Origin of the sequence: Sulfurospirillum cavolei, assembly GCF_001548055.1 — a bacterium.
Classification (GTDB): domain Bacteria; phylum Campylobacterota; class Campylobacteria; order Campylobacterales; family Sulfurospirillaceae; genus Sulfurospirillum.
The window spans coordinates 2,640,833-2,663,813 of sequence record NZ_AP014724.1 but is presented as its reverse complement, the minus strand read 5'-3'; the positions used below and the strand labels follow the sequence as shown (position 1 = coordinate 2,663,813).

27 protein-coding genes and 1 tRNA gene are annotated in these 22,981 nt (G+C 41.7%); 18 read left to right on the top strand and 10 right to left on the bottom strand.

Translation table 11 applies throughout. The annotated features are described in order from the left end of the window. The first annotated feature begins 1 nt into the window (after position 1). On the top strand, positions 2-1,834 hold the full coding sequence (locus UCH003_RS13410; RefSeq protein ID WP_060826874.1) for a flagellar hook-length control protein FliK: 1,833 nt from the start codon (positions 2-4) through the stop codon (positions 1,832-1,834). Continuing rightward, positions 1,831-2,109, top strand: a complete 279-nt coding sequence (locus tag UCH003_RS13405) for an EscU/YscU/HrcU family type III secretion system export apparatus switch protein (RefSeq protein WP_039671833.1) — start codon at positions 1,831-1,833, stop codon at positions 2,107-2,109. Before UCH003_RS13410 ends, UCH003_RS13405 begins: the two co-directional genes overlap by 4 nt. Positions 2,110-2,112: 3 nt before the next feature. On the opposite strand, the gene UCH003_RS13400 is transcribed toward UCH003_RS13405, so the two are convergent. Together UCH003_RS13400 and purM are read right to left on the bottom strand one after the other, a co-directional pair. Next, the gene (locus tag UCH003_RS13400; protein WP_060826873.1) at positions 2,113-2,898 is read right to left on the bottom strand and encodes a YdcF family protein; all 786 of its coding nucleotides are present in this window, start codon (positions 2,896-2,898) and stop codon (positions 2,113-2,115) included. Then, positions 2,895-3,893: a phosphoribosylformylglycinamidine cyclo-ligase gene (gene purM, locus UCH003_RS13395; RefSeq protein WP_060826872.1), complete on the bottom strand. Its 999-nt coding sequence runs from the start codon at positions 3,891-3,893 to the stop codon at positions 2,895-2,897. Before purM ends, UCH003_RS13400 begins: the two co-directional genes overlap by 4 nt. 88 nt (positions 3,894-3,981) lie before the next feature. On the opposite strand from purM, the gene coaE reads away from it, so the two are divergent. From coaE to UCH003_RS13380, 3 genes are read left to right on the top strand one after another with little or no spacing between them, the layout of a single operon-like run. Next, positions 3,982-4,587: a dephospho-CoA kinase gene (gene coaE / locus UCH003_RS13390; RefSeq protein ID WP_060826871.1), complete on the top strand. Its 606-nt coding sequence runs from the start codon at positions 3,982-3,984 to the stop codon at positions 4,585-4,587. Next, positions 4,568-5,311, top strand: a complete 744-nt coding sequence (dapF, locus tag UCH003_RS13385; protein WP_060826870.1) for a diaminopimelate epimerase — start codon at positions 4,568-4,570, stop codon at positions 5,309-5,311. Before coaE ends, dapF begins: the two co-directional genes overlap by 20 nt. Further along, positions 5,289-6,035: a glucosaminidase domain-containing protein gene (locus UCH003_RS13380; RefSeq protein ID WP_231964786.1), complete on the top strand. Its 747-nt coding sequence runs from the start codon at positions 5,289-5,291 to the stop codon at positions 6,033-6,035. Before dapF ends, UCH003_RS13380 begins: the two co-directional genes overlap by 23 nt. Before the next feature lie 6 nt (positions 6,036-6,041). Here UCH003_RS13380 and prfA read toward each other — a convergent pair whose 3' ends face one another. The 4 genes from prfA to UCH003_RS13360 all read right to left on the bottom strand — a co-directional run bounded on the left by prfA (position 6,042) and on the right by UCH003_RS13360 (position 9,617). Then, positions 6,042-7,109 carry a peptide chain release factor 1 gene (gene prfA / locus UCH003_RS13375; protein ID WP_060826868.1) on the bottom strand — a complete coding sequence of 356 codons (1,068 nt, stop codon included), beginning with the start codon at positions 7,107-7,109 and terminating at the stop codon, positions 6,042-6,044. A gap of 37 nt (positions 7,110-7,146) precedes the next feature. Next, positions 7,147-7,422: a 30S ribosomal protein S20 gene (rpsT, locus tag UCH003_RS13370; RefSeq protein WP_039671840.1), complete on the bottom strand. Its 276-nt coding sequence runs from the start codon at positions 7,420-7,422 to the stop codon at positions 7,147-7,149. 124 nt (positions 7,423-7,546) lie between these two features. After that, a complete protein-coding gene (locus tag UCH003_RS13365; protein WP_060826867.1) occupies positions 7,547-9,229 on the bottom strand; it encodes a potassium channel family protein in 1,683 nt (560 codons plus the stop codon). A 10-nt stretch (positions 9,230-9,239) separates the two neighbouring features. Continuing rightward, complete coding sequence (locus UCH003_RS13360; RefSeq protein WP_060826866.1) at positions 9,240-9,617, bottom strand: DUF6394 family protein; 378 nt, start codon at positions 9,615-9,617, stop codon at positions 9,240-9,242. A 111-nt stretch (positions 9,618-9,728) separates the two neighbouring features. Between UCH003_RS13360 and glmM the strand changes: the two genes are divergently transcribed. From glmM to rplT, 7 genes are all read left to right on the top strand, one after another. After that, complete coding sequence (gene glmM / locus UCH003_RS13355) at positions 9,729-11,069, top strand: phosphoglucosamine mutase (RefSeq protein ID WP_060826865.1); 1,341 nt, start codon at positions 9,729-9,731, stop codon at positions 11,067-11,069. Further along, on the top strand, positions 11,062-11,511 hold the full coding sequence (lspA, locus tag UCH003_RS13350) for a signal peptidase II (protein ID WP_060826864.1): 450 nt from the start codon (positions 11,062-11,064) through the stop codon (positions 11,509-11,511). The genes glmM and lspA overlap by 8 nt, the downstream gene beginning before the upstream one ends. 78 nt (positions 11,512-11,589) lie before the next feature. Further along, a tRNA-Val gene (locus UCH003_RS13345) sits at positions 11,590-11,665 on the top strand. Between the two features lie 51 nt (positions 11,666-11,716). Beyond that, positions 11,717-13,534 (top strand): threonine--tRNA ligase, encoded by a 1,818-nt coding sequence (thrS, locus tag UCH003_RS13340; protein ID WP_082709209.1) that lies wholly within the window; start codon positions 11,717-11,719, stop codon positions 13,532-13,534. After that, positions 13,531-14,055, top strand: a complete 525-nt coding sequence (gene infC / locus UCH003_RS13335; protein WP_039671845.1) for a translation initiation factor IF-3 — start codon at positions 13,531-13,533, stop codon at positions 14,053-14,055. The genes thrS and infC overlap by 4 nt, the downstream gene beginning before the upstream one ends. A gap of 110 nt (positions 14,056-14,165) precedes the next feature. Next, entirely contained in the window at positions 14,166-14,360 is a 195-nt protein-coding gene (rpmI, locus tag UCH003_RS13330) for a 50S ribosomal protein L35 (protein ID WP_039671846.1), read from the top strand. 123 nt (positions 14,361-14,483) lie between these two features. Next, positions 14,484-14,837, top strand: coding sequence for a 50S ribosomal protein L20 (gene rplT / locus UCH003_RS13325; RefSeq protein WP_039671847.1), 354 nt, complete (start codon positions 14,484-14,486; stop codon positions 14,835-14,837). A gap of 49 nt (positions 14,838-14,886) precedes the next feature. On the opposite strand, the gene UCH003_RS13320 is transcribed toward rplT, so the two are convergent. From UCH003_RS13320 to UCH003_RS13305, 4 genes are all read right to left on the bottom strand, one after another. Further along, a complete protein-coding gene (locus UCH003_RS13320) occupies positions 14,887-15,315 on the bottom strand; it encodes a hypothetical protein (RefSeq protein WP_060826863.1) in 429 nt (142 codons plus the stop codon). Next, positions 15,305-16,258 (bottom strand): SLAC1 anion channel family protein, encoded by a 954-nt coding sequence (locus tag UCH003_RS13315; protein ID WP_060826862.1) that lies wholly within the window; start codon positions 16,256-16,258, stop codon positions 15,305-15,307. Before UCH003_RS13315 ends, UCH003_RS13320 begins: the two co-directional genes overlap by 11 nt. Positions 16,259-16,331: 73 nt before the next feature. Further along, complete coding sequence (gene ccoG / locus UCH003_RS13310) at positions 16,332-17,699, bottom strand: cytochrome c oxidase accessory protein CcoG (protein ID WP_060826861.1); 1,368 nt, start codon at positions 17,697-17,699, stop codon at positions 16,332-16,334. A 25-nt stretch (positions 17,700-17,724) separates the two neighbouring features. Further along, complete coding sequence (locus UCH003_RS13305; RefSeq protein WP_060826860.1) at positions 17,725-18,393, bottom strand: recombinase family protein; 669 nt, start codon at positions 18,391-18,393, stop codon at positions 17,725-17,727. A gap of 208 nt (positions 18,394-18,601) precedes the next feature. Here UCH003_RS13305 and rpsU point away from each other — a divergent pair, with 208 nt between their 5' ends. From rpsU to UCH003_RS13275, 6 genes are all read left to right on the top strand, one after another. Next, positions 18,602-18,814 carry a 30S ribosomal protein S21 gene (rpsU, locus tag UCH003_RS13300; RefSeq protein WP_039671852.1) on the top strand — a complete coding sequence of 71 codons (213 nt, stop codon included), beginning with the start codon at positions 18,602-18,604 and terminating at the stop codon, positions 18,812-18,814. Positions 18,815-18,948: 134 nt separating this feature from the next. Then, entirely contained in the window at positions 18,949-19,656 is a 708-nt protein-coding gene (locus tag UCH003_RS13295; protein WP_060826859.1) for a helix-turn-helix domain-containing protein, read from the top strand. 7 nt (positions 19,657-19,663) lie between these two features. Further along, positions 19,664-20,302, top strand: a complete 639-nt coding sequence (locus UCH003_RS13290; protein WP_060826858.1) for a UPF0323 family lipoprotein — start codon at positions 19,664-19,666, stop codon at positions 20,300-20,302. A 2-nt stretch (positions 20,303-20,304) separates the two neighbouring features. Next, positions 20,305-21,486 (top strand): glutathionylspermidine synthase family protein, encoded by a 1,182-nt coding sequence (locus tag UCH003_RS13285; RefSeq protein WP_060826857.1) that lies wholly within the window; start codon positions 20,305-20,307, stop codon positions 21,484-21,486. Positions 21,487-21,489: 3 nt separating this feature from the next. After that, entirely contained in the window at positions 21,490-22,422 is a 933-nt protein-coding gene (locus UCH003_RS13280; RefSeq protein WP_060826856.1) for a D-2-hydroxyacid dehydrogenase, read from the top strand. Positions 22,423-22,431: 9 nt separating this feature from the next. Beyond that, complete coding sequence (locus UCH003_RS13275) at positions 22,432-22,929, top strand: YajQ family cyclic di-GMP-binding protein (protein WP_060826855.1); 498 nt, start codon at positions 22,432-22,434, stop codon at positions 22,927-22,929. Positions 22,930-22,981 lie beyond the last annotated feature (52 nt).

Here is a 22,981-nt window from a genome sequence, read left to right as displayed (position 1 = left end):
TATGGACGTCAATACGGCTTCGCTTCTTGCCAATCAACTGCAAACGCTCGATACGAAAACGTCGCTTGAGACTAAAGAGACACTCACACGGCAAGCCGATGCGCTTATACAAAAAAGTGCGCAATTACCGTTAGAACTAAGTAGCGAAAAAACAGCGTATGCGAAAACGCCGAGTGATGCAAAAGAGGTTGTAGCACAACTTCTAGGAAGTGCGATCAGCGAGGCAAAATCGAAAAGTGCAATTTATGAGGTTTTACAAAAGAGCCAACTTTTTAAAAATATGGGTAATTTTGCCGATGATATTAAAACCTTAACGACAACGGTTAAGCTCGATTCTACGATAGCTCAACCGATGGCTTTATTGCAATTGTTTACAAAAAATATCGATCAAATCGATACGAAGATGCTCCAAACGCAAATACAAAATTCCGGTATTTTCTTTGAATCGAAATTGGCAAACACGCTTAAGATACAAGGCGCATCGGATACGTTGGAGGCACTTCGTACGCATATTCAAACGCATTTAGACACGCCGTTGCTTCAATCGTCGCCGATTACCAAAGAGATCTCTGCCGTTTTGGATTTATTGGCGACGTCACAGGATCTCTCATCTAAAGAGGCGCAAGGTAACCTAAAAACCCTACTCGATCTTTTTCGGCAAGGCGTTAAGCAAGTCTTAGCAGAGCCTTCTATGTTTAAAGAAGCGTATCAAACGGTGCAAAAGCTTGAATATGCAATCAAACAAACCGATTTAATTGCGTCTAAAGTCGAAAATTATCCCGCATCGATGAAAGTCGAGGAACATTTTAATACGCAAGTCCAAGTTTTAGTAGAACAGCTCAAAGAAAATTTAAGCGTGCTCGGTTTAAACGATCTTGAGCCTCAGATCGATGAATTACTTCTGAAAGGAAACTTTCTCCAAGAAATCGTCAAGTCGCCCAAATCTTCACTCCTGGATGCCGCAAATACGATGTCTATGCCGAAAACTCCCGTATCGGCAATGCAAGAAGGTGCATTACTTCAAAAGCATACGGTAGAGGAGCCGATGAGCGATCAAGAGGTCATAGCTTCTTCGGTACAAAATTCCTCGGTTACGGCGATGCCTCTGCCCTCCTCTTCCGCAATGCCTCAAAGCGTTGAAGAAGCTTTAAAAATGCTTGCCAATCGTATTAAACAGCAAATCGAAGTGATCGATCCTCAGACCGTACGTCAAGCCGAGTTTAACGCCAAAAGCAGTACGTTGGATCAGACGATTCACGCGTTGATTAAGCCGGAACTCTTCGTCGGTAAAACATTGGCGCAAAAACTCCAACTCGATCCAAGCGACGTAGAACTCTTGAGTGATATAAAAGGGGTCTTAACGAAGCTCAACGAAGCGTTTGCGACGTCGCCTCAGAATAAAGAAGCATATGAAATTACAAATCGCCTGTTAACGCAAATCGAATACCATCAGCTCTTTTCTTACGTAAGCAGTTCGACGCACGTGTATATTCCTTTTAGTTGGGAAGGGATGAAAAACGGCTCTATGATGATGAAACAAAGTACGCAAGAGAGCTTTCATTGCCAAATCGATCTGGATTTGGAATATTACGGTAAAATCAATATGATGTTGGTTCTATCGAACGATAAATACGTAGATATGAACGTTGCCGTACAAAAAAGCGAGCTCAAAAAGAAAATCGGCGATCAACTTCCAAAACTCAAACGAGCTTTGAATGAAGTCGGGTTGATAACGGGTATGATAAAAATGTTGGAATACAAAGATGTTTCAGCCGTTAAAAACGATTATTTTAGCGGTGAGCAAATTGAATTCGGGATTAACCTAAAAATATGAACGATCCAAAGCCGAAAATTCAAAAAGCCGTCGCACTCAAGTACGAACGCGAAAAGCATAACGCTCCTAAAGTCGTCGCTTCCGGTAAAGGAAATGTTGCAGAGCATATTATCAAACTTGCAAAAGAACACGATATTCTTATTAAAAAAGACGCTGATTTGGTCGAGTTGCTCTCGAAGATAGAAATCAATAAAGAGATTCCGCCGATGCTCTATAAAGCCGTGGCGGAAGTCTTTAGTTTTATTTATAAAATTACGAACGATAAACGTAAATAACGCTTAAATGCCTCTGATTTTCAAGCTGAGCAATCCGGCATATTCATGGAGTGCAATGAAGCTTTTATAAAAAGCATGCGCATTGGGAAAATAATCCCACATATCTCGGGCTCGATGGTTAATTTTAAAATTGGTTGCCGCAGGAATCACGTGGAAACCGAAATGCTCGTAAAGCATCACGGCACGCCTCATATGATACGCCGAAGTTACCAGATAAACGGTCGGCTCAGAGATACCTACCGCTTGAAAAGCCTGTTTGCTAAAGAGCGCATTTTGGTAGGTATCGATGCTTTTATCTTCTACATGTAAAGAAAATTCTTTGCTAGCAAGGCTTTTGGAACTTGGCGGTTGGATGTCGAGATACGATTTGATCTCTTTAAGGCTATCCAAAAAAGCATCGCTTTCCAGATACTCTTTTTGATTGCCGCCGCCGCTAAATAGGAGCGGAAGGTTGTTGGATTTGGCAACCATAAGCCCCCACATCATACGTTTATAAGCGTCGCTGCTAAGCGGTAGGTTGGCAACGCCTTGCGTATGCCCTCCTCCCAGTACGATAACCGCATCTACGGCTCTTTTTTCGACGGAGGTATTGTAAGGTGCTTCCAAAGGCGTTAAAAGCCAATCGGCAACGTAAGGCGTGCTTAAAAAATATAGAATAATACCGTTGGCAAAGAAAAAAAGGCGAAAGCGTTTGACGAAAAACGCTACGCCGACAAAAAGGAGAGCAAAAATACCCGGCGGCAAAAACAGGTACGTAAAGAGTTTAGAAACGATATAAACGCTGCTCATGGAAGCATAAGTGCACATCGCGTGCCGGTTTTAAGTTCGCCGATCACATAGCCGTCGCTGTTGTTTAAGACCGTATCGACGTTTTCGGGGCTCACGACCAAGATCATACCTACACCCATATTGAACGTTCGGTGCATTTCGCTTTCGTCGACGTATCGGCTCATAAAATCAAAAATCGGCAATGTTTTGATTTTTGACATGTAGACATGTGCTTGCAAGCCTTCGGGAAGAACGCGCGGAAGGTTTTCGACGATACCGCCGCCGGTAATATGCGCCAAAGCGTTAATGTGCGATTTGAGTGCTTTAAAAAGTTTGACGTAGAGGCGTGTCGGCGTTAAAAGCGTTTCAATCAACGCTTTACCGTTAAATTCCGTTTCGAACGTATAACCGAGTTTATCAAAAAAGAGCTTTCTTACCAAGGAAAAACCGTTGGAATGCACACCCGAGCTGGGAAGTGCAATTAAAATATCGCCCGCTTTCACATGCGGCAAACGATTCATCTCGTCTTTTTCGGCAATTCCGACCGCAAATCCGGCAAGATCAAAATCTTTACCGTGGTACATTCCGGGCATTTCCGCCGTTTCACCGCCGATGAGAGAGCATTCGGCTTGGAGACAACCTTCGGCGATACCTTTAACGATGCTGACCGATGCGTCGATCTCGAGTTTACTCATCGCGTAATAATCCAAAAAGAAAAGCGGTGTTCCGAAGTTGCAAATAAGGTCGTTGGCACACATCGCGACGAGATCGATACCGACCGTATCGTAAATACCCGAATCGATAGCCAATTTAAGCTTAGTACCCACACCGTCGGTTGCACCTAGAATGACGGGTTGTCGATAGCCTGAAGGAAGTTCGTACGCGCCGGCAAAAGAGCCGATTCCGCCGATCACGTTGCGGTCAAACGTTGATTTTACGATGGGTTTGATATTTTCTACAAACTGGTTTCCCGCATCGATGTCGACACCGGCGTCTTTGTAGCTGACTGTACTCATGAATAAGCCTTTAGGAGGTTGTTTAAAAGATTTTAACAAAAGTATGTTAAAATCGTTATAAAATCTAACTGAAGGTCTGAAAGAATTCATGGCATACGAACACGCGATCGTCCTAACCGGCGGCATTGCAACGGGTAAAAGTACGGTTTCTTCTTTGCTTCACGCACAAGGGTTTGAGATCATTGACGCCGATAAAATCGCCAAAGAAATTTTGCCTCTACATGTCAAAGAAGTGGAAGCGATTTTCGGCGATCGCGTGATCAAAGAGGGTGCGATCGACCGTAAAGCGTTGGGTGCTCTGATTTTTAACGATAAAGCGGAACGTGAAAAACTGAATGCCTTTTTGCATCCGTTGATTCGAGCCGAAATCTTCAAACGTAGCGAAGCACTCGAGGAGCGAAAAAGACCTTATATTATCGATATTCCGCTCTATTTTGAAAGCGAAGGGTATCAGTGTAAGGTCGTCGTCGTTGTTTATGCTCCGGTTGAAGTTCAGCGAAAACGGCTTATGATACGTGAAGATTTTACGAAAGAAGAGGCTCAAAAACGTATCGATGCGCAAATTAGCATTGAAGAAAAAAGGGTGATGGCCGATTTTCTGATTAATAACTCGTTCGATATGAAATTTTTAGAGAGCGAAATTGAAAAATTTATCAAATTTGTAAGAGGAAAATATGCAGATTGCAAAATATAACGCTAGCGGAAACGATTTTGTTATTTTACATACGTTTATCGAAAAAGATCGAAGCGATTTTGCCAAAAAAGTATGCAATCGACAAAGCGGAATCGGTGCAGACGGATTGATCGTCTTGTTGCCCGATAACGAACATGACTTTAAATGGCAATTTTACAACAACGACGGCTCGGCTGCGTCTATGTGCGGCAACGGAACGCGTGCATGCGCGCATTATGCTTATACCAACGGGCTCTGCGACGCACAAATGCGTTTTATGACAGGTGCCGGCGTGATTCATTCTTGTGTGGAGGGCGACGTCGTAGAGACGGAATTAACCGAACCGAAAAAATTGAGAGATTCGTTTGAAGAAAACGGTTTGGTATGGTATTTTTGCGATACGGGCGTACCGCATTTGGTAACGTTTGTGGAGGATATCGGTTGTTTTGACAAAACGATTGCACGCCAAATGAGATTTAAATACAACGCCAACGTCAATTACGCCATGATTCGTGAAAAAGCCTTACATGTAAGAACGTACGAGCGCGGTGTCGAGGATGAAACCTTGGCGTGTGGAACGGGTATGGCGGCGTGTTTTTACAGTGCGTATCGCGAAAAGTTTCTAGAGGATTGCGCCAAAGTCTATCCGACGAGTCAAGAGGAGTTGCAATTGCGCATCGAAGGCAACAAACTTTTTTTCAAAGGTCTCGTACAAAAGGTCTTTGAAACGACGCTGGATCTCTAAATTCGTGAAGATTTTTTTCTTCTCTTTTATCGCTTTTTTCTTAAGTATCTCCGGTCCGCTTTATGCCGGAGGACTTCCGAACGACTACTATCAAATTGACGACAATACCAAACAAAAAGAGGCTTTTTTTCTTCATATGAAAGCGTTAGTCGATAAAAGTAACGATGAAATTAAAAAAGACCGTGAGTTTATTACCGACTTTTTTGCGAAGGCAATGCCGGGAGCTTTTCGGGGGCTAAATCAGAAAAATGTCGGTTACCTGATCGCATTACGCAATAAATACGGGATCGAAAACCTCTTCGATCGCGACGAATATTACAAACGAATCAATACGGTTCCCGTTTCGATGGCACTTGCACAAGCAGCATTGGAGAGCGGTTGGGGAAAGAGTCGGTTCGCGCGGGAAGCCAATAACCTTTTTGGTCACTGGACGTATTCTGGCATCGGTTTAATGCCTCAGAACCGATTACCGGGCAAAACACATATGATTCGCGTTTTTAGCTCTTTACAAAAATCGGTTACTTCGTATATGCTCAACCTCAATACCAACGATGCCTATTCGCTATTTCGCGAAAGGCGTTATCAAGCTTTTCTTGAAGGCCGAACGTTCAACGGTATGGAATCGGCAAAAACGATGGTTAATTATTCCGAACTGAAAGAGGAGTACATTAAAATGATTCGAGAGATGATCGAGCAAAACAATTTAAGTATTTACGATCAATAAGCGGTATTAAAAGTTAGCTTCTTTCATCAGCTCGGCTTGGTAATTCGCGATAATAGGCTCGATAATCTCATCAAAAAGTCCGCCTTCCATCACGGCATCTAAACGGTAAAGCGTGAGCCCTACTCTGTGATCGGTAATGCGGTTTTGAGGATAATTGTACGTGCGAATTCTTGCGCTTCTGTCACCGGAGCCTACTTGTTGTTTGCGTGCTTCACTCTCTTTGGCGTTGCGCTCTTGCATCTCCATATCGTAAAGCTTTGCTTTTAAGATTTTCATAGCGGCGTCTTTGTTCTTATGCTGAGATTTACCGTCTTGATTCACGACGACTATCCCGGTCGGTAAGTGCGTAATGCGTACGGCACTGTCGGTCGTGTTGACCGATTGTCCGCCGTTTCCGGAAGAACGCATGACATCGATTTTAAGGTCTTTTTCTTGAATATCGATTTCGACGTCATCGACTTCGGGCATCACGGCCACCGTCACGGCAGACGTATGAACTCTCCCTTGCGATTCGGTTAAAGGTACACGTTGAACACGATGAACGCCGCCTTCGTATTTAAGTCGTGAAAAAGCACCCTGCCCTTTAATCAACGCGATGACTTCTTTATAACCGTTTAAAACCCCTTCGCTTAACGAGACGATTTCAACTTTCCACCCGCGGTTTTCGGCATAACGCAAATAAGCTTTAAATAAATCCGCCGAAAAAATGGCAGCTTCGTCTCCGCCGGTTCCTGCACGAATTTCAAGGAAAATATTACGTTCGTCGTTAGGGTCTTTGGGAAGTAAAAGAAGTTTAATTTCCTCTTCCAGCGTCTCTTTAAGAAGTTCTAAACTTTTAAGTTCTTCTTTTGCCAACTCTCCGAGTTCTTCGTCGTCTAAAAGGAGTTTATTCTCTTCGATTTGGTTTAAAGTCGTAAGATAGGCAAGCGACTTGTCTTTAATCTCTTCAAGAGAAGATTGCTCTTTGGAAAGAGCCGTCATTTTTTTAATATCGTTAGCGATATTAGGATCGCTAAGAAGAGCGGAAAGCTCATTATAGCGCTCGACGAAGGGGACAAGTTTTTCGTTTAACATGAAGGGAAACTAAAAATAAAGAGGGAGTTGCCGCAGGTTATGCAGCAACACTACCTAGCGTATTAACAAGTTGAGCAAGACGGCTTACGCGACGAGCAGCCGTATTTTTCGTCAAAATACCTTTGCCGGCATAAGAGTGAAAGCTTTTGTTTACATTTTTCAACGCAACGGCGGCAGCTGCTTGATCACCCGCCTCAACAGCTTCTTTTACGGCACGTGTTAGATTTTTGATTCTAGTTTTATAAAATCTATTTCTTTCGGTGCGTTTTTTGGTTTGTCTAATACGCTTTTCTGCTGACTTGTGATTTGCCATAGATAAGCCTTTCGTTTTAAATTTAGGCGTAGATTATATAAAAACTAATATTAAACGCAACTTATTTTAAGGGCATTTTAAAATAAATTTGTTCTAAAATCATCCCTTCAAAGAGCTTTGAAGGCTAAGGCGTGCGTAATCTGCCGAAAATACTTTTTTCTTTACCCTCAAGAGCATAATAAAACTCATAATAATTTTGTGCAATCGACTCGAGATGATCTTGAGCATTGTCGTCACCTGCAAATAAAAAAAGATCATTGATGCCGATTGTTTCGTCCCAAGAAGGGAAAAGCGATACTTCTTTGTTCCGTATACGCATGAGCACGATCAGATTGTTATCGATGCGTCTATTTTTAAGAGACGTTTTGAGCAAAGAGAGCGGAAGCGTATTGTTTGTATGCTTGAAAAGCATCGGAGCTTGCGTTGCGTCGATTTTCAGTGCAAAAATCGACGGATGCATCGAGATGTTTAAGAGCGTTTTGGTTAAAGCGATGATGTCTGTCTCGTCTAATGCATAAATGTGTTTGATAAACTGATCGAGTGCCGGATTGAGGATGGCATGTACCGTTTTGTTGATTAAAATTTTTGCGGGTATAAAAACCGAATCGATGCTAGAGTTTTGAAAAATCGAAAAATCTTCCAGTTCATTTTCACGCGCAATGGTAATAATCGATGGGTTTAGTTTTTTGGCCGTCGCCAAAATGGAAAGGTTGGTCGTATCGTCGTTGGTTCCGGCGATAATTGCGGCACACTCTTGGATACCCAATGCTTTTAACATCTCTTTATCATCGCCGTCGCCGATAACGATTTTTGGATGTGCTTCGCTTGGCGTCGCTTCTTTTTTCTGCGAATCGATTTCGGCAAAAACGGTTTCGAAATGGTTCTCTTTAAGCACTTCGTAAATACTTTTTCCCATACGACCGTATCCGCATACAAGGTATTTCCCGCGCGGCAAGCGTAGAAGAGGATCGTGCAAATGCCCTAGACCGTATAGCCATCGAATCAGACGTAAAGAGTGCGGGGCATTAATCGCTAAATGAATATGCGTTGCGATAATTTCAAACGGATTTTCAATAATTTGAACGCCTAAATCTTGGAGATTTTCGGCTTGGTTTTTCGTCGTCGCTTTAATCGCCATCGTAATATTGGAATTGAGAATTTTAGACGTTAACGCGATGCGAAGATTGAGTGCGTCGTTTTCAAAGAGGCTCACGATAGCACGACAATAAATGGATTTAATTCCTGCCGTTTCCAGTGCCTCGGGATTATGAACGTCCGCATTAAGACAATAAACGGGCGGCGTGAAGTTTTCCAACAAAAGATGGTTGCGTTTACTTTCGTCTTTTTCGATCACTACGGAGCGCAATCCGTATTCGTTGGCTTTTTTAATAATTTCGCTGGTAATGGAGTTGTAGCCGAGAATAATGATATATTTTTCTTTTAAATAAGCAATGTTACGCCTAAATTTTGCGCGCGCAAATTCTTCCAAAAAGAGTTTGTCTTGAAGGAGGGCGACTAAGGATCCAAGACTGTAGAACCAACCCGTGACGGTAAAAAAAATAGACATTGAGACCCAGATGCGTTGAGGGTAGGTAAACGTGAAAGGTGTTTCGCCAAACCCAATTGTTGTTGCGGTATAGCTAATAAAATAAAATGCGTCAAAAATAGAGAGCCGATAAGCTCTTCCCTCTGCGTCGACGCCCTCAATCAGTAGTAATCCGATAATAGAAATCGTATACGTTAAAATAATAATGAGGAAAGGGGTACGCATACGCTGTAAAATAAGCCATAAGGAGCTGGTTCTCAAAAAGAGCCCTTTAACGTTTGGATTTAAGCGTATCGCCGATATAGAGTAAAACACTGGTTATGTTGGCCAGTAAAGCTCCGCCGCTTAAGCTGACGATAATCGAAGTGATTTCTCGATCGATCGTATACGCATACACCGCGATGGTCCAAACGGTTGCCGAGGCAATCAGCTGAATATCCGCGACCAGACTCGTAGCGAGCATTACCGAACCCAATTGCGTTTTATCACCGATTTTGAGCGTTGTCGCAATGATGTTCACGACCAATGCCGCAAAGAGTTCGTATTTGCTATGCAGTTCTAAATCCGACAAATCGCCGTAGAAAAATCCGAAATTGAGCGTCATCGCCAGAATGAAAAAAAATCCGGAAATTACTTTGTCCAAGTTCATGTGGTGTCCTATTCTCCCAATGTAATAGGGTTATTATACCGTTTACATGTCAAGATTAAAAAAGTTTTGTTACAATTCGCCTAAGAGTTTATCGTATAAGGTGAATCCATTATGAAATTATTCGGAACCGACGGCGTTCGGGGAAAAGCGGGAAAAAAACTGAGTGCTTTTTTAGCAATGCGTTTAGCGATGGCGGCGGGTATCTATTTTCGTAAAAATTCGATTACCAATAAAATCCTAGTCGGTAAAGATACCAGACGTAGTGGATATATGATCGAAAATGCGATTGTGTCCGGACTGACCGCAGTGGGATACGACGTAAGACAAATCGGGCCGATGCCAACGCCCGCGATCGCGTTTTTAACGGAAGATATGCGGTGTGACGCGGGTATCATGATTAGTGCGTCGCATAATCCGTTTTCCGATAACGGAATTAAATTTTTCGATAGTCTCGGCAATAAACTCGGTGAGGCGGAAGAAGCAGAAATCGAAAAAATCTATTTTGACGACGAATTGATTGAAAAGAACCAAAAAACGGAATTTGAAATTGGTAGATCCAAACGGATCGATGACGTGATCGGACGCTACATCGTTCAAATCAAAAACTCTTTTCCAAAACACTTGACGCTCAAAGGATTTCGTATCGTCCTAGATCCTGCCAACGGAGCCGCTTACAAAGTCGCTCCGACCGTTTTTAGCGAGCTTGGGGCTGATGTTATTATGATTAACGACGACCCCAACGGGAGCAATATCAATCTCAATTGCGGTGCGTTGCATCCTGAAGAACTCGGCGAGGAAGTACGTAGACTTCGTGCCGACATCGGGTTTGCGTTTGACGGCGATGCAGATCGTTTGGTCGTCGTAGACGAAAACGGCAATCCGATCCACGGCGATATGCTACTCGGCAAACTGGCAACATTTTTACAAAGCCAAAACAGGTTGACGAATCACGGTGTTTGCGTTACCGTTATGAGTAATCAGGCGTTAGAAGATTATTTGGCTAAATCGAACATCAAAACGTATCGCTGCGATGTGGGAGATAAAAACGTTTTAGAGTGTCTGTATCGACAAAACATTAACTTCGGCGGTGAACAAAGCGGGCATATTATCGTTTCCGATTTTGCAAAAACGGGCGATGCACTCGTCGCATCGCTTGCCGTGATGCACTGTGTTTTAACGGAAAAACAAAAAGTCAGCCGACTTTTCAACCCTTTTATTCTCTATCCTCAGTTACAACACAATCTTAAAGTCGACAACAAAATACCGCTTTTAGAACTCCAAGGCTATGATGCATTGATTCGAGAATTCCAAAGTAAGCAACTTCGGGTATTGATTCGTTATTCCGGAACGGAAAATCTTTTGCGCATTCTTTTGGAAGGCAAAGACGAACAGGTCTTGGAAGCATCCATGGAAAAAGCCGTTGCCTTTTTCAAAAGTGCATTAAATGAATAAAGCGTGGATTTTTTTATGTGCTGCGGGACTCCTTGTTTTTGGAGTTGATCAGGCAATTAAGCTTCTTTTTTTGGAGGGTTTTCGCTGGGAAGGCAATTTTTTTTCACTCATCTTAACGTTTAACAAGGGAGTTGCTTTTTCGATGTTTGCTTTTTTAGAGGAGTATTTAAAATACCTTCAAATCGTATTAATCGCGGTATTGGGAATCTATCTGTCCATGCACCGTGACGTTCTCCTTGGGCATGCGTCGGCGATCGGTATGATCGCGGGTGCGGCGTTGAGTAATATTTACGATCGTTTTATTCACGGCGGTGTCGTGGATTATTTTTTTTGGCACTACGGATTTAATTTTGCCGTTTTTAATTTTGCCGACGTGATGATAGACGTGGGCGTACTTTGCATTTTGTATCGTACGTGGAAACACCCTAATTCTACGAAATAATAAGGTTTCAAAAGATTTTTTCAAAAAAGAGTTGCATTTTTAATTTTTTTTGGTATAATCTCAGCTCTTAAATGAGTCGGTCGCGTAGCTCAGTTGGTAGAGCACTACCTTGACATGGTAGTGGTCGAAGGTTCGAATCCTTTCGTGGCCACCATTTTTTTGTTCTCCCGTTGGTTTGGGAGTTCATACAAGTAAAGGATCTACTATGATGAATGATGTTATAGCCTACAAAGAAGGTGCTCTCATCATCGACACGCAAACCGCTGCTAATTCTTCTAAAATCTACGAAAACAAAATCGTATTTGACAACTCTAAAGAGGCAATCGAAGTGATTCGTCACTCTTGTGCGCATTTAATGGCACAAGCGATTAAAGCACTCTATAAAGATGCCCAATTTTTTGTCGGACCTGTGATTGAAGACGGCTTTTATTACGATTTTCGCGTCAATGAAAAGATCGGCGATGCCGATTTAAAAGAGATCGAGAAAAAAATGGCAGAACTTGCCAATGCTAAACTTCCGATAGAGAAGATTTATACGACCAAAACGGAAGCACTCAAGCATTTTAGCCATGACGACTTAAAGCAAGAAGTCTTGCTTCGTATCCCTGAGGGTGAAGTTTCCATCTATAAACAAGGGGATTTTGAAGACCTTTGTCGCGGACCTCACGTTCCCAATACTAAATATTTACGTTTTTTCAAATTAATCAAAGTAGCGGGTGCCTATTTAGGCGGTGATGAGAAACGCGAAATGTTAACGCGTATCTACGGAATAGCGTTTGCAGATAAAGAGAGTCTTAAAGATTATGTCACCATGATCGAAGAGGCAAAGAAGCGGGATCATCGAAAAATCGGTAACGAACTTAAACTTTTTACCTTTGATGATGAGGTTGGTGCAGGACTTCCGATTTGGTTGCCAAACGGCGGACGACTTCGTTCAAAACTCGAGAAATTGTTGTTTACGGCACATCGAAAACGCGGTTATCAGCCCGTACGCGGTCCTGAAATTTTGAAATCGGATGCATGGAAAATAAGCGGTCACTATCAAAATTACGGCGAAAATATGTATTTTACCGTGATTGACGAAGCAGAATACGGCATTAAGCCGATGAACTGTTTAGGCCATATTAAAGTTTTTCAAAGTGAAGTTCGAAGTTATCGTGACTTACCGCTGAAATTTTTTGAATACGGCGTCGTGCACCGCCATGAAAAAAGCGGTGTATTACACGGACTATTTCGCGTGCGTGAATTTACGCAAGATGATGCGCATATTTTCTGTACACCGGATCAAATTAAAGAAAACGTTTTAGAAATTTTGAGTTTTGTCGATTCTATTATGAAAACGTTTGGGTTTCATTACGAAATGGAAATTTCGACACGTCCCGAAAAATCAATCGGCGATGAGCGATATTGGGAAGCGGCAACGCAAGGTTTAAAAAATGCATTGGATGAAAACGGTATCAAATACGGTATTGATGAAGGCGGCGGAGCATTCTACGGCCCTAAAATCGATATTAAAATCACCGATGCCCTAAAGCGTAAATGGCAGTGCGGAACGATTCAAGTTGACTTTAACTTGCCGGAGCGCTTTGATATTTCGTATGTCGATGCAAACAACGAGCATGCACGCCCCGTGATGTTACACCGAGCGATTTTAGGTTCGTTTGAACGCTTTATCGGTATTTTAATTGAGCATACGTCCGGTGAATTACCGTTTTTTGTTGCACCGACACAAGTGGTAATCGTACCGATTTCCGATCAACATGTCGCTTACGCAAAAGCTTTGGCAAATGAGTTGATCGATGAAGGAATCGATGTGGAAATTTCATCAAAAAACGAAAGCCTTAATAAACGTATTCGCAATGCGGAAACAATGCGCGTTCCGATGATTCTAGTTCTCGGAGATGCGGAGGTAGAAGCGCAAAGTGTAGCCGTACGTGACAGAAGAGAAAGAACACAGTATAATATGAGCAAAGTTGAATTGATTAAAACCCTAAAGGAGAAACTGAGTGAGGTACACTTTTGAGTAAAGACAAAGAGGTTATACTAAACGAGGAGATAAGAGCAGCAGAGGTTAGATGTATTGGAGACGATGGTATGCAATACGGTATCATCTCTCGTAAAGAGGCTCTTGCAAAAGCCGATGAACTGGGACTCGATCTGGTTCTGATTGCACCGGATGCGAAACCGCCGGTCTGCAAGATTATGAATTACGGTAAGTTCAAATACCAGCAAGAGAAAAAACTTAAAGAAGCACGTAAGAATCAAAAGATCATTGAGATCAAAGAGATTAAGCTTTCGGTCAAGATTGCTCCTAATGATATTAGCTATAAAGTGAAACATGCAAGGGAGTTTCTTGAAGAAGGTAAACACGTACGTTTTAGAGTTTTTCTTAAAGGTCGTGAAATGTCCAATCCAGAAATCGGCGAGCACGTTTTAGAAACCCTTTGGCCGTTGCTTGAAGATATTGCCGAGCGTGAAAAAACACCGAAGCTTGAAGGTCGATATATTAATATGTTGGTAACACCGAAAGCTCCTAAGAAATAGCGTTTTCTCTTCCATTTTAATCCCCTCTAAGAAATTTTTTGCTAAAATAGCCGGTTTCTAGAAAATAGAGGGGTTTTCCTCGTTTTTAGAGTCAATATTAAGGAGATAGCATGCCGAAAATGAAAACGGTACGCGGTGCCGCAAAACGTTTTAGAGCAAGTAAAAATAAGATTAAAAGAGGCGCAGCTTTTAGAAGTCATATTCTTACGAAAAAACCTACCAAAAGAATGCGTGGGTTGAAAGTGGCTAAAACCGTAGATGCTCGCGACGAAAAATCCGTTAAATTAATGCTTTGCCAAGCATAATTTACAGCTAAAGTTTTTGACAAAAAGTCATTCATCGTTTATATGCAGCGTACCCCTCTAACAAGGGCAAGTTCTTGTATTGATACAAGACACCGACATTAATATATTGGTCAAGGAGACACAATGGCAAGAGTAAAAACAGGTATTGTCCGAAGAAGACGTCATAAGAAAATTTTAAAAATGGCGAGAGGTTTCTACAGTGCAAGAAGAAAACACTTTAGAAAAGCGAAAGAGCAATTAGAAAGAAGTCTCGTATACGCGTTTCGCGATAGAAAACAGAAAAAAAGAGATTTTAGAAGACTTTGGATTACTAGAATTAATGCGGCATGCCGCTTAAACGATATTAGTTATTCTCGTTTTATCAATGCACTTAATAAAGCCAATATCGAGTTAGATCGTAAAATTCTTGCCGACATGGCTATGAATGACCCTGAAGCGTTTGCCGTTGTCGTAAAACAAGCAAAAGCAGCTCTTTAATAGACTTTTTTAACATTAAGACGGTTAAAAAACAACCGTCTTAATGCCACTACTTTTTTTGAAATACTTCCTTTTTCAATTTTGCAATTAATGTTTCTATATCCTCGCAGTTCATCGTTCCGGTTTTGTTAAGTTGAAGTTTATAGAATTCTTGTCGGTCTTGATATAGCGTGAGGCGAATATAAGATTCTTTCGGCATGTTTGAGAGCGTACATGTAAGATTTGCATCTAAATTGCTTTCAAGCATGATGCCGGTTCTTTTAGAAGCGTCTAGGATAAATCCTGCTTGTTCGAAAAGCCTTTGAACGTCGATCGTTTTGCAAAAGACGGTATGATTTTGTAATGCCAAAGGCGTATGGAGCGACATGTAGAAATCAGGATCGTTTTTACGGGAAAAAGAGTGTTGCGAACCGTCGCAAGCAATAAGGAAAGAAAAGATCAACACAAGCGAAACGTATTGCAGAAAATTATTCTGCAATACAGATCTCTTTTTTGGAAACATAATAGAGCGTTTTGTAGCCGACAAAAGCAATAACCAACGTCGTAGCGATCAGTAAAAACGAAGCAATGATACCGTAGAACGGTATGTGCGTCGTATGAAAAACTGCCAAAGAAGCGATGGTCATAGCGGCTAGCGGAAAAGTAAAAGCCCACCATGATATAAAAAATTGCAATTTGAGAAAATTTTTGATCATAAAAAGCAGTAAAAATGAAAAAAAGAGGGCAATACTGTAAAGAAAACTTGCGAAAAGATCAAATGTCTCGGTAATTTTGAGATACGAAATAACGCCGACGGCGGGAGGCGCGATCAAAATAAACAGCGTCGGTAGAAACTTTTGTGCCAATTGATGGTGGAAAATAATACGATTGACGATAATCGGTAGTAAAATGATCCAAAAGAAAATTCCCACCGAAAAGAAATAAATCAAGATATGCAAATCGACAAATCCAAATCCTCCGATAGGAACGATAACATTACCGACGATAGGAATAAACCATGCCGGATTGGAATGGGTAATCTCCATATTTTTCGTGATCCAAAAACTAATCGTATAAAATGTCAGAAACGTTTGAATCAGCGCACCCGCATACCATAAGTCTTGGGCTACTTCGATCTGTATATCGTGATACACAATGGAAAGAAGCAATAAAGAGATCGAAAAAGCGGCAAAGAAATTAATTCGAATAGGATGTGCAAACTCGTGTTTGACTTCTTCGAAAAAGAAGAGGCATTTAAGGCCGTACAGCGTAACGATAACGGCAAAAACAGCCGTAACGATTACAACCGATAACGTAGCGATCGATGCTGGAAATCCTAGCCATAAAGCGGCTTTTTGGTAGACGATAGTCAAACCCGAAAGTCCCATCACGATTGCAAACATCATAATAGGAAAATTTTTGATACGATCCGATAAAATCATCGGTGAAGCTCCTTAAGAAAGAGGCTACGCAACCAAAAAAAGTTGCGTAGCACCCGAGAATAACGGTGATAGATTAAGGCTGAATATCGCCTTTTTTAGGATAGATAAAGATAGTTTTGCGATCAACGACGATTCTGTTCTTTTCGTCAAGTGCGTATGCTTTAACCGTAATCGGTAAATCTTCTCCTTCCACTTTGAGTTCTTTCGGAGCAGACGAAAGAATAACGACTTTTTTCAGCTTTGCACCGGCTTTGAGCATAAAAGGTTCGCTCGGTTGATCGATTTTGATCTCTTTATTGGAAATATCGAAATAATATTCATGGTCTTTGGTATCGGTGTTTTGGAAAAGAAACGTATAAACGTTTTCAACCGTTTTACCGTCGTCGGCCATCTTATAGAGTTGGCTTGTTCGGTTAATGTTTAAGAGCATATACTCTTTTTTACTGCCCATGACAAACAATCCGATTAAGACGATCGTCAATGCAACCATATAGGCAATCGTTCGAAAGCGGAAATAATGCGTTCTATCGCCTTTTTCCACTGCATTGGCACTGGTCCACGTAATCAGAGAAGGTTTTCCGAGTTTTGCCATAATCGGCGTACAAGCATCGGCACATTCCAAACAGTTAATACACTCTAATTGCATACCTTTACGAATATCGATATGTGTCGGACAGACGCGAACACATGCTTCGCATCCGGTACAATCGTCGGTTGCCAAAGGCGGTTTACTTCCGAGTTTAGTGCCTTTTTTATCGTAAATTTGACCGCCGCGTTTTTCATCGTAAATGGTTTGAATCGTATTTTCGTCAAAAAGTGCGGATTGAATACGAGAGTACGGACAAATGTAAACACAAAAGTTCTCTTTTAAGGAAGTGATGTCGTAAACGAGAAACGCCGTAACACAAATAAGAAAACCGTACAATACGGTATGTTCCGCAGGATTTTGTATGTAGACGAAAAAATCTTCCGGAGGAATGAAATACCACATAAAATTCGATGCGGCTAAAAGTGCTAAACACGCCCAAATCAAAACAGCGATAAAACGTTTGAAGAAATCGCCCTCAGGTGCTTTTTGTTTATTGGAGATACTTTTACGAATACCGAGTAGTTTGGTTTGGATAAAGTCGCGAAAGATAATTCTAAAAATCGTTTGCGGACAGGACCAACCGCACCAAACACGGCCTCCGAGCGTCGTAATAAAGAAAATACTCAAGAAAAAGAGCATTAAGACGAAAGGCATCAAATAAAGCTCTTGCATGTCAAACGTCGTAAAAAAGAGATGCAATTGCTTTTTATCAAAGCTGAGTAGAAAAAAGTGATTGCCGTCAATGCGAATAAACGGTAACGATAACGCTACCAGCGTAATAACGGCAAAAACAACATAGCGTTTATACCTGTAATAAACAGGTTGTACGGAAGAATTCGTATCGCAATTCATTATGTAATTCCTTATAGTAAATATTTTAAGATTCAGATTGTTGAATCAAAGAACACTCTTTAAGCGGCGTGTTTTTTAAAGGCGGAGTCTCCTTTTTGGGTGTTTTAAGCAATGAAATTTTAGCTTTTACAAGATCTTTCAGTCCTCTGGAATTGACATAGTCTTTTAAAGAGGTACGGCTTACATGTAAGATTTTTGAGATTTCGCTAATAGAGGTTTTTTGTTCTAAAAGTTCGATAATATACGGGCGATGCATATCGAACTTGGATTTGGACATCCTGCCTTTAGGGCGACCTTGCATTTTTTCTTTTTCAAGCTTTTTGTTGAGCTCTCGTTGTTTGACCAAAAGCTGTAATAAGGCTAAAGGACTGGATTGGAGGTCGATACGCATACTTTCATCGGCGATATGAACCGAAATAGAGCGCGTAAGAAGGCATTCTAACACTTTGACGAGTTCTTCGACGTTGCTCGAAAACGTTGAAAGGTCAAAGATAATCAAATGATCATTGGGGGATAAAGAGCGTAAAAAGCCCTTAAACTCTTTGCGTTCCTCCAAATCCAAATTCGGATTCGAATTTTCAATCTCGGTCGTATCGATTTTGAGATCGTTGTGATGGGCATATTTTAAGATTTGCTTTTGCTGAATCGTAATATGCGAATTGTCATTTTTGTTTTTTAAAAGCGCGATAATCATAAAATTGTCACCTTTTTATCATTTTAAAATAGCAACAGTATACTCAATGTTGACGTAGAAAGTCAAGCCTTTTTCGATTTTTATCGTCAAATTTCTAAAAAATTACTTTTTTAAATCAATTAATCGTAACACGATGTTTTAAGCTTAAATGTACATAAATTTAGATAGAATGCCTTCTCAAATTCATCAGAAAGGTGGTGGATAGAGTATGCCGGGAATTAAAGTACATCCTAATGAATCGTTTGACGAGGCGTATCGTAAGTTTAAAAAACAAGTTGATCGTAACTTAGTTGTTACGGAAGTACGTGCAAGACGCTTTTATGAAACTGCGACTGAAAAACGCAAAAAAGATAAAATCAGTGCTCGTAAAAAACAACTTAAACGACTTTATATGCTTCGCCGTTACGAGTCAAGACTCTAACACACACGGCCAAGAAGTTAGCTTCTTGGCTTCTTCTTTATCGCTTCAAATCTTCTGTCTAAAATAAAACTAATTAAAGCTATGATACCATACAGCACCAATCAACTTCTTTTCGTTAGTAAAGGTCGTAATTTATGGAAAAAAAACTAACCGTTACCGAAGCGGCGAAACTTTTAGGCGTGAGTAAAGAGGCGATATACAACCGATTGCGACGAGGCTCTTTACAAAGTGTCGTCGAAGAAGGTGTGAAATATATTTTACTAACGAAAACGTCTTCAAAAGAGAGCCTTTCTTCTCGTAAAGCGACGGACAATAATACGGCGGAGAGTGCTTATATTGAACTGCTCAAAAATCAAGTCGAAGAACTCAAACAAAAAAACGAGAAGTTAGAAAGCGATAAAGAGCGTTTGGTCGCCGACAAAGAACGTTTGTTGATCGAGTCGAAAGAAAAAATCGAGATGATTTATAAAGAAAGAGACGAGCAGCTCAAAGCAATTTTAGCACTCGCCAATCGGCAAATCGGTGTTGCTTCAGAAGTGACTTCTCCCCCGTCAAATACGTTTCAACGCACAGCGGCGGAACACGGATACGTAGAAGAAGTCGATATAACGGACGAAGAAGAGGATGAGAGCGTTCAAGAGGAAGAAGAACTTTTAGAATCGTACAGCGATTGGCGCGATTTGAGAAGTTATTTAAAGGAAAAAGGGTTTTCGAAGAAAGAAAAACAGCAAATCAACGACGTATTAACGAAAAAAGCGAGTCAGCTCAATGACGTTTTAGACAAAAACGGAAAAATCTTTATTAAAAAAGGTAAGAAACTCAAAGAAATTTTAGGAGAATAAAACGCGAATGAAATATGTACGAAAAATATCTGATTATATGATCGCGGGAGGGCTCGGTGTCCTTGTTATCGCAGGATTACAAGGATGTGATAGCAAAGACGAAAATAAAAACGCGTTAGCCGAAGCGGCGAAAACGCAGGGTGCAACCGTGATCGTCGACGAAACGGCTCCGGGCGTGTATAAAATTGCCGAAGAGTACCCGAGTTCCGGCGGTACGCGAGTCGTTGTTCGAGGCTTAGACGGAACCGAGCGTTTGTTATCTCAATCGGAAATTGACGCGTTAGTTCAAGATGAAGCCAAAAAAATCGACAACAACACTTCGGCATTGACCAATCCTCAAATGAGTTCCGGCGGTATGGGACTTGGCGGTGTATTGCTCTCCAGTATCGCCGGAGCGATGATCGGCAGTTGGATCGGTAACAAACTTTTCGGTAATGCCAATTATCAAAACCAGCGTGCCACGACGTATAAAACACCCCAAGCGTATACGCGAAGCAGTACCAGTTTTAACAAGCCTGCCGCTACGACGACTCCGAGCAGCAGTGCGACGAAAAGCAGCGGATTTTTCGGCGGAAGCTCCGGAACGTCAGGCTCATCGTCTAGCGGATCGTCAAGTTCAAGTACCCCTAGCAGTTATGGAAGTTAATCATGTTACATGTAGAAAAAATTAAACCTTTAAGCAAAGAATTTTTAGAATCCATCGGTTTTTATTGGCACACGGATCAAGACAAAACGTCGTATGTTGCGGACGAGTTGGTCATGATTACGCCGCAAGAGGCGGAAGCGTACTACGAAGCAGCGAACGAATTGTACGACATGTACGCGGAAGCAGGGCAGTACGTTATCGATAACAATCTTTTTCATGAACTCAATATCCCTTTTAATTTGGTGGAACTGATCAAAAATTCGTGGGAAAACGACGTGCATTGGCATCTTTACGGGCGTTTCGATTTCGCAGGAGGCGTGGACGGGAAACCGATTAAGTTGCTTGAATTTAACGCCGATACGCCGACTTCGTTGTATGAAACGGCGATTATTCAGTGGGCGATGCTCAAAGCAAACGGAATGGACGAAGCCCAGCAGTTCAACACCGTATTTGAAGCACTTAAAGAAAATTTTAAACGCTTGGTCGTTTTAGGCGGCGACACGGAAGATTTTGCGCAGTATTATGAAGGGTGGAAAATTCTTTTTTCATCGATTCGCGGAAGTATTGAAGATGAAAATACGGTTCGTTTTTTACAAATCGCCGCCAACGAAGCAGGATTTCATACCGACTTTGCGTATGTCGATGAGGTCGGCTTCAACGGCAAAGAAGGTATTTTTAAAGGCGACGAAAATTTCGAGTATTGGTTTAAACTCGTTCCGTGGGAAAATATTGCGATCGAAGAGGGCGACTTGGCGTTGTTGTTAGACGAGATCGTCCGCGAACAACAAGCGATTATTCTCAATCCTGCCTATACCCTTCTGTTTCAAAGTAAGGCGTTTATGAAAATTCTTTGGGATCTTTTCCCGAACCATCCTTTATTGTTAGAAACGTCGTTCGAGCCGCTTAAGGGTAAAAAACAGGTTGAAAAACGTGCTTTCGGACGTGAGGGTGCTAACACCGTTATTTTTGACGAAGCGATGAACGTCATCGAAAAAACGGAAGGCGACTATAAAGGGTTTAAACCGATTTATCAAGAATACGTTGAACTCCCCAAAGACAATGAAAACCGTTCTTACCAAGCGGGTGTTTTCTTTGCATATGAGGGATGCGGTCTTGGTTTTAGACGCGGTGGACTCATTATGGAAAACTTCTCGAAATTCGTAGGACATCGTATTAAGGATTAGGGTATGACAATAGTTTTTTTAGATGCCGGAACATTGGGAAACGATATCGATTTAAGTGCATTTCATGCATTGGGCGAGTTCAAAACATTTGATACGACGCGTACGGACGAGCGAATAGCCCATATTGCGGATGCGCAGATCGTTTTGAGCAATAAAGTCGTGATTGATCAAGAAGTGATGGATGCATGTCCCAATATTAAACTGATTTGCGTGACCGCAACGGGAACGAACAACGTGGATTTGGAATATGCTAAGGTCAAAGGCATTGAGGTCAAAAACGTAGCAGGATATTCGACCGCTTCGGTTGCACAAACGACCGTTATGTTAGTGTTGGATCTCATCGGTAAAAGTGCATATTATAACGATTTCGTCAAAAAAGGCGGTTGGGTGAAAGCCGCAAGTTTTACGCATATCGAAAAACCGTTTTGGGAAATCAAGGGAAAACGTTGGGGCATTATCGGTCTTGGAACTATCGGCAAAGAGGTTGCCAAAATTGCGACGGCGTTTGGTGCGGAAGTGGCGTATTATTCGACAAGCGGTGCCAACAACGATGCCGCGTACGAGCGTTTGCCGCTGGAAACAATGCTTAAAACGTGCGATATTATCACGATTCACGCACCCTTGAATCCTCAAACGAAAAACATAATCGATGCACACGCGTTAGCGATACTCAAAGAGGGTAGCGTACTTGTGAACGTCGGTCGCGGCGGTATCGTCGATGAAGCGGCGTTAGCAAAAATTATCGATGAAAAAGAGCTGTACGTCGGGCTTGACGTCTTAGAAATCGAACCGATGAAAGCGCATCATCCACTCTTACATGTTAAACATCAAGAACGCCTCATCATCACGCCGCATATTGCGTGGGCAAGCATGGAAGCACGCAAAAAGCTTATGGACTTGGTTGTTCAAAACATTCAAACATTTTTAAACCGATAAGGAGAACGTATGGCGAAAGAACACAGTTTTGATATTACGGCCGAGATCGATAAACAAAAACTCAAAGACGCTTACGAACAAGCAAAAAAAGTGATCACCAACCGTTGGGACTTTAAAGGGATTACATGTGAGTTTGATTATAACGAAAAGAACAAAGCGTTTACGCTGATTACGACCAGCGATAACAAAGCCGACGCGATGGTCGATGCCTTGATTTCTGAAGCGATCAAACGCGATATTTCCGCTAAAGCGTTAAAAGAGAGTAAACGCGAACCTTCAAGCGGCGGCAATACGAAAGTAACGGTTGCGATTGTCGATGCGATTTCAAGCGACGATGCCAAAAAAATCGTTAAAGAGATCAAAGAGCTTAAAGTCAAAGTTCAAGCTTCGATTCGCGGCGACGTCGTAAGGGTCGAAGGTAAATCGATCGATGATTTGCAAGAAGCGATTAAGGCGATTCGTGCGTGCGATTTTGATTTTCCGGTTAATTTTACCAATTTAAAATAGATGAGCGACGATTCTTTACCGCCTCTCATCGAGTTGGTTCCTCGTGTTCGAG

What these genes read in the sequence shown, in the direction of transcription:
- lspA (WP_060826864.1), top strand. Translation starts at nt 11,062, where the DNA reads ATGAATAAAGCGTGGATTTTTTTATGTGCTGCGGGACTCCTTGTTTTT.
- UCH003_RS13295 (WP_060826859.1), top strand. Translation starts at nt 18,949, where the DNA reads ATGGAAAAAAAACTAACCGTTACCGAAGCGGCGAAACTTTTAGGCGTG.
- dapF (WP_060826870.1), top strand. Translation starts at nt 4,568, where the DNA reads ATGCAGATTGCAAAATATAACGCTAGCGGAAACGATTTTGTTATTTTA.
- UCH003_RS13290 (WP_060826858.1), top strand. Translation starts at nt 19,664, where the DNA reads ATGAAATATGTACGAAAAATATCTGATTATATGATCGCGGGAGGGCTC.
- purM (WP_060826872.1), bottom strand. Translation starts at nt 3,893, where the DNA reads ATGAGTACAGTCAGCTACAAAGACGCCGGTGTCGACATCGATGCGGGA.
- UCH003_RS13275 (WP_060826855.1), top strand. Translation starts at nt 22,432, where the DNA reads ATGGCGAAAGAACACAGTTTTGATATTACGGCCGAGATCGATAAACAA.
- rplT (WP_039671847.1), top strand. Translation starts at nt 14,484, where the DNA reads ATGGCAAGAGTAAAAACAGGTATTGTCCGAAGAAGACGTCATAAGAAA.
- ccoG (WP_060826861.1), bottom strand. Translation starts at nt 17,699, where the DNA reads ATGAATTGCGATACGAATTCTTCCGTACAACCTGTTTATTACAGGTAT.
- rpsU (WP_039671852.1), top strand. Translation starts at nt 18,602, where the DNA reads ATGCCGGGAATTAAAGTACATCCTAATGAATCGTTTGACGAGGCGTAT.
- UCH003_RS13285 (WP_060826857.1), top strand. Translation starts at nt 20,305, where the DNA reads ATGTTACATGTAGAAAAAATTAAACCTTTAAGCAAAGAATTTTTAGAA.
- UCH003_RS13405 (WP_039671833.1), top strand. Translation starts at nt 1,831, where the DNA reads ATGAACGATCCAAAGCCGAAAATTCAAAAAGCCGTCGCACTCAAGTAC.
- rpsT (WP_039671840.1), bottom strand. Translation starts at nt 7,422, where the DNA reads ATGGCAAATCACAAGTCAGCAGAAAAGCGTATTAGACAAACCAAAAAA.
- rpmI (WP_039671846.1), top strand. Translation starts at nt 14,166, where the DNA reads ATGCCGAAAATGAAAACGGTACGCGGTGCCGCAAAACGTTTTAGAGCA.
- UCH003_RS13280 (WP_060826856.1), top strand. Translation starts at nt 21,490, where the DNA reads ATGACAATAGTTTTTTTAGATGCCGGAACATTGGGAAACGATATCGAT.
- UCH003_RS13305 (WP_060826860.1), bottom strand. Translation starts at nt 18,393, where the DNA reads ATGATTATCGCGCTTTTAAAAAACAAAAATGACAATTCGCATATTACG.
- UCH003_RS13410 (WP_060826874.1), top strand. Translation starts at nt 2, where the DNA reads ATGGACGTCAATACGGCTTCGCTTCTTGCCAATCAACTGCAAACGCTC.
- UCH003_RS13360 (WP_060826866.1), bottom strand. Translation starts at nt 9,617, where the DNA reads ATGAACTTGGACAAAGTAATTTCCGGATTTTTTTTCATTCTGGCGATG.
- thrS (WP_082709209.1), top strand. Translation starts at nt 11,717, where the DNA reads ATGATGAATGATGTTATAGCCTACAAAGAAGGTGCTCTCATCATCGAC.
- UCH003_RS13400 (WP_060826873.1), bottom strand. Translation starts at nt 2,898, where the DNA reads ATGAGCAGCGTTTATATCGTTTCTAAACTCTTTACGTACCTGTTTTTG.
- UCH003_RS13315 (WP_060826862.1), bottom strand. Translation starts at nt 16,258, where the DNA reads ATGATTTTATCGGATCGTATCAAAAATTTTCCTATTATGATGTTTGCA.
- prfA (WP_060826868.1), bottom strand. Translation starts at nt 7,109, where the DNA reads ATGTTAAACGAAAAACTTGTCCCCTTCGTCGAGCGCTATAATGAGCTT.
- glmM (WP_060826865.1), top strand. Translation starts at nt 9,729, where the DNA reads ATGAAATTATTCGGAACCGACGGCGTTCGGGGAAAAGCGGGAAAAAAA.
- coaE (WP_060826871.1), top strand. Translation starts at nt 3,982, where the DNA reads ATGGCATACGAACACGCGATCGTCCTAACCGGCGGCATTGCAACGGGT.